Origin of the sequence: Streptomyces sp. ML-6 (assembly GCF_030116705.1) — a bacterium.
Taxonomy (GTDB): domain Bacteria; phylum Actinomycetota; class Actinomycetes; order Streptomycetales; family Streptomycetaceae; genus Streptomyces.
The window spans coordinates 1,907,713-1,920,569 of sequence record NZ_JAOTIK010000001.1; the positions used below are offsets into that span (position 1 = coordinate 1,907,713).

The following is a 12,857-nucleotide window of genomic DNA, read 5'->3' on the forward strand; positions in this document are numbered from 1 at the left end:
GCCGGCTGCTGCCGGACCACGCGGACCAGTTCCGTCTGCGCGCCCTCCCCCGGGGCGAGGGCGCGCAGGCCCCCGACCGGTTCCGGGTCACCGGCTCCACCGGCCGGATCGAGATCGCCGCGACCACGCCGGCCGCCGCGCTGACGGGGGCGCACTGGTACCTCAAGTACACCTGCGACGCCGTCGTCTCGTGGGCCGGCAGCCGTACCGCGCTGCCCCGTCGGCTGCCCGCACCCCGCACCCCCGTGGAGCGCTCCGCGACCGTGCCGCACCGCTTCGCGCTCAACGACACCCACGACGGCTACACCGCCCCGTACGCCGACTGGCCGCGCTGGGAGCGGATGCTCGACGTCCTGGCCCTGCACGGCTGCAACGAGGTCCTGGTGACCGCCGGCCAGGAGGCCGTCTACCACCGGCTGCTCCAGGACTTCGGCTACGACGACGCCGAGGCCCGCGCCTGGCTGCCCGCCCCCTCCCACCAGCCGTGGTGGCTGCTCCAGAACATGAGCGGATACGGCGGCCCGCTCGGCACCGGGCTGATCGACCGGCGTGCCGCCCTGGGGCGGAGCATCGCCGACCGGATGCGGGAACTGGGCATGGCACCGGTGTTCCCCGGCTACTTCGGCACGGTCCCGGACGGCTTCGTGGACCGCAATCCGGGTGCCCGGGTCGTCCCGCAGGGCACCTGGAACGGGTTGCGCCGCCCCGACTGGCTCGACCCGCGCACCCCCGTCTTCGCCGAGGTGGCCGCCGCCTTCTACCGGCACCAGGAGGAGCTGTTCGGCCCCGCGGCGCACTTCAAGATGGACCTGCTGCACGAGGGCGGCGACGCCGGTGACGTCCCGGTGCCGGACGCCGCCCGCGCCGTCGAATCCGCGCTGCGCACCGCGCACCCCGGCGCGACCTGGGTGATCCTCGGCTGGCAGGCCAATCCCCGGCCCGCGCTGCTGGAGGCCGTCGACACCGAGCGGCTCCTGATCGTCGACGGCCTCTCCGACCTGGACACCGTCACCGACCGGGAGAAGGACTGGGGCGGGGCCCCGTACGCCTTCGGCACCATCCCGAACTTCGGCGGCCGGACGACGATCGGGGCCAACACCGACCGCTGGACGGAGAAGTTCACGGCCTGGCGCGACAAACCGGGCAGTGCGCTGGTCGGCACGGCGTACATGCCGGAGGCGACCGAGCGCGACCCGGCGGCCTTCGAGCTCTTCGGCGAGCTGGCCTGGCGGTCCGAGAAGGTGGACCGGGAGGCGTGGTTCCGGGCGTACCCGACGTTCCGCTACGGCGGCCGCGACAGGGCGGCGGAGGCGGCCTTCGCCGCGCTGGCCGCCACGGCGTACCGGCTGACCAGCACCGACGGCCGCCCCGTCGACTCGCTCTTCTCACGGCGCCCGAACCTCACCGCCTCGGTGCGCACCGCCTTCGACCCGGCCGGTTTCGACCGGGCGTTCGCGGCGCTCCTCGACGTACGCCCGGCCCTGCGCGACTCGGACACCTACCGCCACGACCTCACCGACCTGGCCCGGCAGGCGCTCGCCGACCGTTCCCGGACCCTGCTGCCGCAGCTGAGGGCCGCCCACGCCGACAAGGACGTCGCCCGGTTCCGTACCCTCGCCGCGCTCTGGCTGAAGCTGATGCGACTGGCCGACGCGGTGGCGGGCTGCCACCGGGCCTTCCTGCTGGGGCCGTGGCTGGAGGACGCCAAGCGGCTGGCGACGAACCCGGCGGAGGCGGTCCGGCTGGAGTGGACGGCGCGCACCCTGATCACCACCTGGGCGGACCGGGCGGCCGCCGACCAGCTCGGCAACTACGCCAACCGCGACTGGCACGGGCTGCTGGCCGAGGTCCATCTCCCGCAGTGGCGGGCCTACTTGGACGAGCTGACCGACGCGCTCGTGGAGGGCCGGGCCGCGAAGCCGTTCGACTGGTACCCGGGCGAGGAGGAGTGGACCCGCCGGACCGACGTCCATCCGGTACGGGCCACGGGCGACGCCCACCGCACGGCGCGGCGGGTCTTCGAGACCCTGTCCACCGCCCCGTACCAGGGTGCCGTCACGGTCTCGGCCGATCCGGCGACGTTCACCCCCGGCAGCACCGGCACGGTGACGGCCGCCTTCCGCAATCTGAACGGCCTGCGGTCCACCGGCCGGGTCGACTTCGAGCTCACCGGCCTCGACGCCACCGCGACGGGTGACACCTCCCTCGACGAGGTCGCGGCCGGCGGGTCCGGTTCGGTGCACTGGCGGGTCACCGCCCCGTCCGAGCCGCTGACCGCTCCGCTGCGGCCGATGCCGTACGGGCTGAGCACCATGTACGGGCCGCGCGGCGAGGAGCGGGTGACCGATCTGCGGCGCGGCGCGGTGTACCTGGCGGCGCCGCTGGAGCCGGGCTGGCGCACGTACACGTCGAACGCTGCGGTCTTCGGGCAGTTGGGCGGGCGGCTCGCGATCAACGGGGCGGGCCAGGACCTGTGGAAGGGCACCAGCCAGTTCGGCACGGCGTACCGGGAGGGGGCCTGGTCCGAGGGGGCGGAGGTGACCGTGCGGGTCGACGCGCAGGAGAACACCGGGGGCTGGGCGCGGGCGGGGATCGTGGTGCGCAACGGCCTCGCCACGCCGGGCTCCGCCGGGTTCCTGAACCTGGCGGTGACCCCGTCGAACGGCGTGGCGCTCTCGTACGACACGAACGGCGACGGCACCCTGGACGCCTACCGGCGGATCACCGGGATCAAGGCCCCGGTGCTGCTCCGGCTGACCCGGACCGGGGACGGGTGCACGGGTTCCTGTTCCACCGACGGCGGGACGACCTGGCGGACGGTGGCGACGGTCGCCGTGCCGGGGACGGCGACGGCGCAGGACGTGGGGATCTTCATGAGCGCGACGAACGGCGGGAGCGGGCTGCGCGGCACGGCCGAGTTCAGCGGGTGGCAGCTGGGCTGAGGCGGCGGCCCGCCGCGCCGCCCGCGAGCGGGCCGGGTATTCCCCACGATTCGCCCGTTCCGCTGAACGCGCGGGCTGTCCGGGTGCACCCGACGGCGCGGCGCGGCGGCTGCGAACGCCCCTTCCCGAGGCTTGTCACGGTACGCAACCGGCCGGGCACGCCACTCGGCCGGACTCCTGCCCCGACCTGCGCGTATCGGGCCATCACGTGGCGGCCGCAGCCGACCCGGCCGACGGCCGGCGCCGGTTCGGGGCCGGGGAGGCGCCGCCGTCCCCGGGAAGATCCGCGGACGGGGCCGGAGCGTGAGCAGCCGCCCGCGGAGAGCCTCCGCCGGTCGCCGTCGGCCGGGCCGGTCACGCCGGCGTCACGCCGCGGTGACGCCCGCACCCGAGGATGGCTGGTGCAGGCAAGCTCAACCCCGCTTTCACACGCAAGGAATCCACCATGATGAGAAGCGTTCGGCAAGGAATTCCCCGCCTGATCGGCGTGTCGAGCTTGGTCGCGGCACTCGCCGGCGGCCTTGGCGTGGCAAGCGCCGCAGCAGCGCCCCAGGCCCAGGCCCCGTCCCAGATCGTCTGCACCCAGTCCTTCCCCCCGACCTGCATCGACACCGTCACCGGCAACATCGTCCAGCAGGGCACGCAGATCGGCAGCTTCGGCAACGTGCTGCAACAGGGTGCACAGACCGGCGGCACCGGCAACGTGCTGCAACAGGGCGCGCAGACCGGACGCGGCACCGGCAACGTGCTCCAGCAGGGCGCGCAGACTGGACCCGGTACCGGCAACGTGCTGCAACAGGGCGCGCAGACCGGACGCGGCACCGGCAACGTGCTCCAGCAAGGCGCGCAGACCGGACGCGGCACCGGCAACGTCCTCCAGCAAGGCGCCCAGACCGGACCCGGTACCGGCAACGTCCTGCAACAGGGCGCCCAGACCGGACGCGGCACCGGCAACGTCCTCCAGCAAGGCGCCCAGACCGGACCCGGTACCGGCAACGTCCTGCAACAGGGCGCCCAGACCGGACGCGGCACCGGCAACGTCCTGCAACAGGGCGCCCAGACCGGACGCGGCACCGGCAACGTCCTCCAGCAAGGCGCCCAGACCGGACCCGGTACCGGCAACGTCCTGCAACAGGGCGCCCAGACCGGACGCGGCACCGGCAACGTCCTCCAGCAAGGCGCCCAGACCGGACCCGGTACCGGCAACGTCCTGCAACAGGGCGCCCAGACCGGACGCGGCACCGGCAACGTCCTCCAGCAGGGCGCACAGACCGGCGGCCTCGGCAACGTCCTGCAACAGGGCGCACAGACCGGCGGTGGCTTCGGTGACGTCCTCCAGCAGGGCGCACAGACCGGCGGTGGCTTCGGTGACGTCCTCCAGCAGGGCGCACAGACCGGCGGTGGCTTCGGTGACGTCCTCCAGCAGGGCGCACAGACCGGCGGTGGCTTCGGTGACGTCCTCCAGCAGGGCGCACAGACGTGACTTCTGTCGCGTGCTGACCGTGTCAAACCCACCGGCCGAACCCGGTAGCACGAACCCGCCACTGAACAGTGGCGGGTTCTCCGGCTCCGGCGACTGCGGGTCCGCTGTTCTGCCCGGGCGACCCGGGCAATTTGCCGGGGCGCTACTGCCGCAGTTCGGACACCAGCCGGCACAGCCTCGGTGTGGGGCGGAGTCCCAGCTCGTCACGGAGGTGCCGCTCGTAGCGTTCGAAGTCGCACAGCGCCTCGGACAGGTTGTCCTCCGCCAGGTGGGCGCGGATCAGCGAGGCCTGACTGCTCTCCCGCAGCGGGTCCGCCTGCACGGCCGCGTGGGCGGCCGCCACGGCCCAGGCGAACTCCTTCAGGCCGATGAAGGTCCCCGTCAGGGCCTCGAGCGCATGCAGTCGAAGCTGCCGCCACTGCTCCGCCTCCGGGAGCACCCACTCGTCGTACCAGCCGGGCAGCAGATCGGCGGACAGCTGGTCGACGGCCGCCACGTCGAGGTCGAGGTCCTCGGCCGGGACCTGGGGGTCGAGTATGCGCCGGGCCAACGACCGGGCCCGGAACAGGTCCACCGTGACCTCCCGCGCGAGGCGCAGCTCGGCGGGGCAGATGTTCAGTGCCTGCTTCCCGAGGTCCTGGAGGCGTGACAGCGCCGAGCGCAGGTTCGTGTTCGCGCCCTGCTCGGACGCCTCGGGCCAGAGGTTCCCCGCGACCAGGGTCCGGGGGACGGCAGCGCGGTATTGTAGCACGATAAACGCCAACAGCCGCTTCGAGCCGACCGGTACGGTCAGCGGTTCCTCACCGACCACGATGTCGAAACCGCCGAGGAGAGAGATGCTCACGGACGGTCCGGCCCTGGTGGGCGGCAGCGAGAAAGCAAGATCGTATGAGCTCATGGCTTTGTGATCGCGTAGGGGTCGGTCCACCCGGCGCCCGTCGATCGGTCGCGCCGCCATTGCTGGGAGCCAGCGATCTGTGACACCTCCCGAAAAGCCATGCTGCTCCACCTGCCGAGAGATGTCGAATTGTTCTGACCCGGGCAGATGACCGGTATTTCCCGGCCCGGTTTCCGCCAGTGCGGTGCGTCGGCCGGCCCGTTTTCCGCCGGTACGGTGCGTCGGCCGGGCCGGTGGACGCGGCTGCGGTCGCCCCGCCGGGAACGGCGATGGTACGGAGGGTGCGGGGTCCGCGCGGATGCGGCGACCGGCCGGAACGGTCCGCGCGGCACGACCGGGGCCGGCGGGCGGCAACCGCGGTGGCACGGCGGTCCGTTGAGCCGTTCGCGGGCGGGCCGGGGTGACCATCGCACGATTCGCTCGTTCTGTTGAACGTGCGTCCACTGCCAGAAGTACCTTCCGCAGCCGCCCCGGTCGACGGGGAGCAGGCCGGGGCCGCGCTCGTCGAGCACTACCCGCGGCTGGTCCGGCTCGGCTATCTCGTCCTGCCGCCGTCGCCGGGCAGTCACCGCCGGGTGTTGAGGGCGCACGCCCTGGCCCAACGGTGCCTGCTGGCCGGGCACGCGTCGGGACACGGGCCGCCGGGCGGCATCCCGGCACCGCGCAGGCCCGGTGGCGCGGCGGCGGTGGACCCGGCCTACGCGGACGCCCGCAGACGGGTGCTGCGCGCGGCCCTGGAGGCGGGCCGGTCGCAGCGCCGGCCCCTCGGTGTCCGGCTGCCCCCGTTCCTGCCGCTCGTGTGGGGGCTGCGGCTGTTCCCGCACTCGGGCGGGGCCGACGGGCTCGCCCTGGAGAGTGCCCTGGCCTCGCTCTCCGGCCCCGGTCGCGCCGCCCTCGCCCTGCGCGGCCTGGAACGGCTGGCCGACGCGGAGGTGCGGCGGGTGCTCGCCGGTGCCGGGGTGGCCGACCCGCACGCGGCGCTCGCGGAGGCGGACGAGGTGCCCGAGTCGGGCGCGCTCCTCGACTCCCGGGAGTTCGACCCCTGTTCGCTCCAGGCCCGGCCGCCGGACCTGCTGCGCCGTCGGCGGCGCGCGCGGGCGGGCCTGACGGCCGTCGCGGCGCTGTTGGTGTGCGGGGCGCTGCTGGGGCCGGCGGACGGGGGCCGGGGCCGCGCCGTCACTGCCGGACCGGAGCAATTCACCGGTGACAGCGGGCAGTTGCTGGACCCCGCCGGGCTGCGGCGGGTGTCCGCGACGTTCTGGCAGCACTCGTCCCGTACCGACTTCACCTCCTGGCCCACCCGTGGCGACCGCACCGGGGACACCGCCCTGCTGCGACGCGCGCTCGCCGCGTGGGCCCGGCCCGGCGCCGGGGTGCGCACGTCGGCGACCCCGGGCACCCCCGTCGGCCCTCCGGCGGGTCCGCCCCAACTGCTGTACGCGGGCGGGACGGAGCGGGCGGCGGTGGTGCTCCTCCACGACGGGCTGCGCGTGGTGCGGTACGCGGAGCCCCGTCGCGGCGGCCCGGACGGGGGCGTCGTGCTCGACTTCGCCCGGGTGGACGGCGCGGACGCCGCCGCGGCCGGTGCCGTGGTCGTGGAGCGCGCGGGCGACCGCGTCCGCTACCTCGTCGCGCCCTGGGCGTCCGGGGTCCGGGCGCGGGACCTGCTGGCGCCGGGCGGTGCGCCGCGCCCGCTGCCCCGGGCCGCGGACGGCACGGTCGCCGCGCAGGCCGGTCCGGCGGCCACCCGCGACTGCCGCACCTGGGACGCCGTCGAGATCCGGGACGGTTCCGCCACCCGGCTGCTGACGGACCTCGGCGAACTGGTCCCCGCCCGGCTGACGTCGGGCCCGCCGGCCGCGCCGCACGACGTCGCCGGGCGGGCCGAGCGGGACGTCTGGGCGCGCACCGCCTGCCTGCTGCCCGCGCTGCGCTCGCACGGGGTGCGGTCGGTGAACTCCTGGCAGTACGCCGAGCAGCCGCTGCCCGAGGGCAACGGTTCCGCGCGCTGGCTCTGCACCAGGGCGGAGACCTGGCGGGGCACCGGCAGCCGGGTACTCGCCCAGTTCCAGGCCCCGTCGGCACCGTCCGTCGCGACGGGCGGGCCGCCGGGGGCGGTCGCGGCCAGGGCCGAGGACTCGCCGGCCTGCGGGCCGCGCGATCCCCGGGTGCTGGCCGGGGTGCTGTGGAAGTCGCAGGCCGGTCACTGGTACGTACTGGCCGCGGGCAGCGGGCAGTTCACCTCGCTGGCCACGTCGGGCGGGGTGACGGGGCGGTCCCGGGGCCGGTTGCTCGCCGTGCCCGCCGGGGCCGGGGACCGGGCGCGGCTGACCGGGACGCTGGCCGACGGCAGCCGGGTGGGGGCCCTGTGACGACGCCTCGGTCCGGCGGAACCCCGGGAGAACAGGGGTGCGCGGGGTCGGGAAGCGGTGTCAGGAAAACGCCGCACACCCCTGTTCTCCCGGCTTACCCCTCAGTACATTGACGCCATGTCTAACACGCAGCCGGCGCCGGTCGCTTCGGAGCGGACGCCGCTCAAGGCCCGCAAGGTCTCCTTCGCCTGGGAGAAGACACCGCTGCACTGGGTGCCGGGCGATCCCTTCACCACGCACACCATCAACGTGCTCCACCTCCTGCTCCCCGCCGGGGAGCGCTGGTTCGTCCACGTGTACCGGCAGGTGCTGCCGTACCTCCACGACGAGCGGCTGCGTCAGGACGTGATCGGGTTCATCGGCCAGGAGGCCGTGCACTCCCAGGCGCACGACGACGTCCTGCCCCGGCTGAAGGAGCTCGGCCTCGACCCGACGCCGTACACCGCGCAGGTCGACTGGTTCTTCGAGAAACTGCTCGGCGACCGGACGCTGCCGCCGGGCAGGGCGCGCACGTGGTGGCTGATGGAGCGGGTGGCGCTGATCGCGGCGATCGAGCACTACACCGCCTTCCTCGGCGACTGGGTGCTGAACGCCGACGAGTTGGACCGGCGCGGCGCCGACCCGATGATGCTGGACCTGCTGCGCTGGCACGGCGCGGAGGAGGTCGAGCACCGCTCGGTCGCGTTCGAGGTGTTCATGCACGTCGACGGCGGCTACCGGCGACGGGCCCGCACCTGGGCGACGGCGTTCAGTGCGCTGGTCTTCCTCTGGCAGCGCGGCATCCGCTTCTTCATGGAGAACGACCCGACCCTGCCGGCCGGCAAGGGGTCGTTCAAGGAGTTCTACCTCGGCGGCAGGCGCGGCACCCTGCCCGCCACCGGTGATCTGCTGCGTTCCGTCCCCCGTTACCTGAGCCGCGGCTACCACCCCTCGCAGGAGGGCAGCACGGCCCAGGCCCTCGCCTACCTCGCCCAGTCGCCCGCGGCCACGGCCGCCGAGGCCCGTACGACGGGAGCCGGCTGACCATGCCCTTCCCCCTGCCCCGCCCGCGCACCGTCGTTCTGGCCGCCGGCGCCGCGCTGCTGGCGAAGCGGGCCCTGCGCCGCCGCATCCAGGGCTCCCCGTTGTGGCCCCTGCCGGCCCTGGAGGAGCCGGTCTCGGGCCGCTCCGAACGGCGTTCCACAGCCGCCCGCCGGGTGCTGGTCACCGAGCGGACCACGCCCGCCGAGGGCGTCGTCCAACTGCGCCTGGAGGGCTCCTCGCTGCCCGCCTGGCGGCCCGGCGCGCACCTCGACCTCGTGCTGCCCTCCGGCCTGGTCCGGCAGTACTCCCTGTGCGGGGACCCGGCCGAGCCCGACACGTACACCGTCGCGACGCGGCTGGTCGAGGACGGCCGGGGCGGCTCCCGCGAGGTCCACGCGCACCTGCACGAGGGCGTGGAGGTGGAGATCCACGCCCCCCGCAACCGTTTCCCCCTCGTCGAGGCCCCCGCGTACCTCTTCGTCGTGGGCGGCATCGGCATCACCCCGGTCCTGCCGATGCTGCGGGCCCTGGCCGCCGTGGGCGCCGACTGGCGGCTGCTGTACGGCGGCCGGTCGCGCGCCTCGATGCCGTTCCTGGACGAGGTCGAGGGGCTCGGCGCGGCGGGCGGCCGGGTGACGGTCGTGCCCGAGGACGAGGCGGGCCGCCCGGACACCGCCGCGGCCCTGGCGGACACGGCGGAGGGCACGGCGGTCTACTGCTGCGGCCCCGAGCCGCTGATGGACGCGGTCGCCGCCACCCTCCCGCCCGGCCGGACCCTGCACCTGGAGCGCTTCACGGCGGCGACCGCCTCGTCGGCCGGTTCCGGTCCCTTCGAGGTCGAGCTGCGCCGCTCCGGCCGCACGGTGCGGGTGGCGGCGGACCAGTCGGTGCTGGCGGCGGTGCGCGCGGAGGTGCCGTACGTCTCGTACTCCTGCGAGCAGGGCTTCTGCGGGACGTGCCAACAACGCGTCCTGGCGGGCGAGATCGACCACCGCGACGAGCTCCTGACGGACGCGGAACGGGACGGCACGATGCTGATCTGCGTGTCGCGGTGCCGGGGCGAGCGGCTCGTGCTGGATCTGTAGGGGGGCCGGGGCCGTGGCCCGTCGCCCCTCCCCCGTCGTCCCACTCGGTACCCTGTCCACCATGACGACCGGGGTGCGGCGCAGGATGGGCGTCGAGGAGCGCAGGCAGCAGCTGATCGGTGTCGCGCTGGAGTTGTTCAGTCACCGCGCCCCCGACGAGGTGTCGATCGACGAGATCGCGGCCGCCGCGGGCATCTCGCGACCGCTGGTCTACCACTACTTCCCGGGGAAGCAGAGCCTGTACGAGGCAGCGCTGCGGCGGGCGGCCGACGAGTTGGCGGCGCGGTTCGTGGAGCCGCGCGAAGGGCCGCTCGGGGAGCGGCTGTTGCGGGTGATGGGGCGGTTCTTCGACTTCGTCGACGAGCACGGCCCGGGGTTCTCGGCGCTGATGCGGGGCGGGCCCGCGGTGGGTTCCTCGACGGCGAACGCGATGATCGACGGGGTGCGGCAGGCCGCGTGCGAGCAGATCCTGGCCCACCTCGGGGTCGAGGAGCCGTCGGCGCGGCTGGAGTTGGTCGTGCGGTCGTGGGTGTCGCTGGCCGAGTCGACGGCGCTGATCTGGCTGGACGGGCGGCGGATCCCGCGCCAGGAGCTGGAGGTCCAGCTGGTGAACGACTTCGTGGCGCTGGCCGCGGTGAGCGCCGCGTACGACACGGAGACGGCGGACATCGTGCTGCGGGTGCTCGGCCAGGAGCCGGCGGACGGGCCGTTCGGGCAGCTGCTGGAGCGGCTCTCCGCCCTGGCCCCCGCCGGACCGGCCGTTCCCGCACAGCGCCGCCCGTGACGCCCGGCCCCACGGGACACGGCAGGGCTCCGGCACCGGTCGAACGGTCTCTGAACCAGGCAGCCTTCGAGCCGCACGGTCTCTGATCGGGCAGCCTCCGGACCGGGCAGTCTCCGGACCGGGCGGCCCCCGAGTCCGGCGGGCGCTCAGCCGAGCAGTTCGGCCTGGAGCGCGGCCGCCAGTCCCACCTCCGCGTTGTCCGACCGGCCCCGCTCGAAGGCGCGCTGGTAGGCGGCGTCGCCGACGGCCGCACGGGCCTGGCGCTCGCACGCCTCGCGCACCGGGGCCAGTTCCGGGGTGCCGCGCTGCGGGTGGCCGACCATGTGCCAGTAGACCTGTCCCGTGCCGTAGACCCGGGCGGCGCGGGCACCCGCGCCCTGGGCGGCGATCGCCGCGGCCAGGATGTCCAGTCCGAGCGCGATGCCGAAGCGGTCGCGGAGGCGGTGCTTGCCCGCGAGCATGGAGCGGGCGTGGGCGGCGGACGTCTCGGCCTCGCCGCGCAGCAGGGCGATCAGGGCGAGCTGGTAGTCGACGTAGCTGCGGGTCCAGCACTCGTCCTGGGCCACGCAGACCGCGCGCAGGTCGGTGGCCGCCCGGGCCGCCTCGTCCAGCCGGCCGAGGCTGGTCAGGGCGAAGACCGTGATGAGGTGACAGCGCAGCCGGTAGGCGGCCTCGAGCCGGGTGGCGAAGCCGGTGGCGCGCAGCACCCGGTCGATCTGGCGGAGGCTCGCCTCGGGCCGGCCGGTCATCAGGTCGATGAAGCCGCACAGGTAGGCGGCGGCGAGCACGCCCTCGTCGGTGCCGTCGCGGGCGGCCTCCCTGGTGCACTCCCGGCCCAGGCGGCGGGCGGTCGGGTAGTCGCCCTGGAGCATGACGGTCATGCCCAGCACCCACAGGACGCGGGTGCGGTGGGGGCCCTCGGACGGTCCGGTGTCCAGGGCGCGCTGCGCGTATTCGCGGGTCTGCGGCAGGTGGCCGCAGCAGCACCAGAAGAAGCCGATGCGGCCCGCCATCTCCTGGGCGGCCGGGGTGTCGTGGGCGAGCAGGTGGTCCAGGGCGGCGCACAGGTCGGCGTGCGCGTCGGCGATGCGGTGGTACCAGGTGATCTGGTCGTCGCCGGTCCAGCCCGCGTGGGCCTCGCGGGCCAGGCCCAGGAAGCAGGCGGCGTGCCGGTCGGCGGCGGCCCGTTCCTCGCCGAGTTCGGCGAGCCACATCCGGCCGTACTCGCGGATGGAGTCGAGCATCCGGTGGCGGGGGCCGTCCCGTCCGACGACGGACTTGGCGACCAGGCCGGCCAGCGCCTCGCCCACCCCGTCCGGGGTGAGCGGTCCCTCGGCGCAGACCTCGCGGGCCGCGGCCTCGTCGAAGTCGCCGCGCAGCACGGTCAGCCGGGCCCAGAGCAGCCGTTCCAGCGGGGTGCACAGCTCGTGGCTCCAGCCGATGGCGGTGCGCAGGGTGCGGTGGCGCGGCGGTCGCACGGAGGGGTCGGCCGGTACGTCGAAGCGGGTGCCGATCCGGGCGGCGACCTGTTCGACGGTGTCCTTGCCGAGGGCGCCCGCCGCGAGTTCGATGGCGAGCGGGATGCCTTCGAGGCGGCGGCAGATCTCGGTGGCCGCGGCGGTGTGGTCGGGGGTGTCGAGGGCGAGGTGGGGGGCCGCGGTGTTCGCCCGGTCCCGGAACAGGGCCAGGGCGTCGCCGGTGACGGGCAGCGGCTGCACCTCGACGGTCCGCTCGCCCCGCAGTCCCAGGGGCTGCCGGCTGGTGGCGAGCACGGTGAGGCCGGGCGAGGTGGTGAGGATCTCGCCGAGCAGGTGTGCGCAGGCGGGGCGCAGGTGCTCGCACGAGTCGAGGACCAGCAGCATCTCCTTGTCGACCAGCCATTCGCACAGCGCGTCGATGGGCATGCGCAGGGTGTGGTCGGAGAGCCCGACCGCGTCGGAGACGGTCGCGATGAGCAGTCCGTCGTCGTGGAGCGGTGAGAGGTCGGCCCACCGCACGCCGTCGCGGTGTCCGGGTCCGGCCGCCGCCTGCCGGGCCGCGCGGACCGCGAGCCTGGTCTTGCCGACGCCGCCGCTGCCGGTGAGCGTGGTCAGCCGGTGCGTGGCGAGGATGTGTTCGAGCCTGGCAAGTTCCGCTTTCCGTCCGACAAAGCTCGTCGTCTCCTCGGGGATGTTGCTCGCCATGGTCACCGTCGCCAAAACAGGTGGACCGGCCGGTTCCGGACCCTGCTTCCGGTGGGGCACGGGCGTGCGGGGACGCCCGTGCCGTAC

General features: G+C 74.7%; 8 protein-coding genes. 6 read left to right on the plus strand and 2 right to left on the minus strand.

Annotated elements, in window-relative coordinates:
• Positions 1-8: 8 nt before the first annotated feature.
• Entirely contained in the window at positions 9-2,942 is a 2,934-nt protein-coding gene (locus OCT49_RS08440) for an alpha-N-acetylglucosaminidase (RefSeq protein ID WP_502963453.1), read from the plus strand.
• A gap of 445 nt (positions 2,943-3,387) precedes the next feature.
• Positions 3,388-4,425, plus strand: coding sequence for a hypothetical protein (locus tag OCT49_RS08445; protein WP_283851267.1), 1,038 nt, complete (start codon positions 3,388-3,390; stop codon positions 4,423-4,425).
• 142 nt (positions 4,426-4,567) lie between these two features.
• Here OCT49_RS08445 and OCT49_RS08450 read toward each other — a convergent pair whose 3' ends face one another.
• Complete coding sequence (locus OCT49_RS08450) at positions 4,568-5,269, minus strand: AfsR/SARP family transcriptional regulator (protein WP_283851268.1); 702 nt, start codon at positions 5,267-5,269, stop codon at positions 4,568-4,570.
• A gap of 488 nt (positions 5,270-5,757) precedes the next feature.
• Here OCT49_RS08450 and OCT49_RS08455 point away from each other — a divergent pair, with 488 nt between their 5' ends.
• The 4 genes from OCT49_RS08455 to OCT49_RS08470 all read left to right on the plus strand — a co-directional run bounded on the left by OCT49_RS08455 (position 5,758) and on the right by OCT49_RS08470 (position 10,587).
• Positions 5,758-7,695 carry a hypothetical protein gene (locus tag OCT49_RS08455; protein WP_283855717.1) on the plus strand — a complete coding sequence of 646 codons (1,938 nt, stop codon included), beginning with the start codon at positions 5,758-5,760 and terminating at the stop codon, positions 7,693-7,695.
• A 117-nt stretch (positions 7,696-7,812) separates the two neighbouring features.
• The gene (locus OCT49_RS08460) at positions 7,813-8,718 is read left to right on the plus strand and encodes a metal-dependent hydrolase (protein ID WP_283851269.1); all 906 of its coding nucleotides are present in this window, start codon (positions 7,813-7,815) and stop codon (positions 8,716-8,718) included.
• A gap of 2 nt (positions 8,719-8,720) precedes the next feature.
• Positions 8,721-9,803, plus strand: a complete 1,083-nt coding sequence (locus OCT49_RS08465; RefSeq protein ID WP_283851270.1) for a PDR/VanB family oxidoreductase — start codon at positions 8,721-8,723, stop codon at positions 9,801-9,803.
• Positions 9,804-9,864: 61 nt separating this feature from the next.
• On the plus strand, positions 9,865-10,587 hold the full coding sequence (locus tag OCT49_RS08470) for a TetR/AcrR family transcriptional regulator (RefSeq protein ID WP_283851271.1): 723 nt from the start codon (positions 9,865-9,867) through the stop codon (positions 10,585-10,587).
• Between the two features lie 146 nt (positions 10,588-10,733).
• On the opposite strand, the gene OCT49_RS08475 is transcribed toward OCT49_RS08470, so the two are convergent.
• Positions 10,734-12,770: an ATP-binding protein gene (locus OCT49_RS08475; protein WP_283851272.1), complete on the minus strand. Its 2,037-nt coding sequence runs from the start codon at positions 12,768-12,770 to the stop codon at positions 10,734-10,736.
• Positions 12,771-12,857 lie beyond the last annotated feature (87 nt).

Excerpts from the sequence above, each read along its gene's own strand:
- OCT49_RS08465 (WP_283851270.1), top strand. The coding sequence starts at position 8,721 with ATGCCCTTCCCCCTGCCCCGCCCGCGCACCGTCGTTCTGGCCGCCGGC.
- OCT49_RS08445 (WP_283851267.1), top strand. The coding sequence starts at position 3,388 with ATGATGAGAAGCGTTCGGCAAGGAATTCCCCGCCTGATCGGCGTGTCG.
- OCT49_RS08460 (WP_283851269.1), top strand. The coding sequence starts at position 7,813 with ATGTCTAACACGCAGCCGGCGCCGGTCGCTTCGGAGCGGACGCCGCTC.
- OCT49_RS08470 (WP_283851271.1), top strand. The coding sequence starts at position 9,865 with ATGACGACCGGGGTGCGGCGCAGGATGGGCGTCGAGGAGCGCAGGCAG.
- OCT49_RS08475 (WP_283851272.1), bottom strand. The coding sequence starts at position 12,770 with ATGGCGAGCAACATCCCCGAGGAGACGACGAGCTTTGTCGGACGGAAA.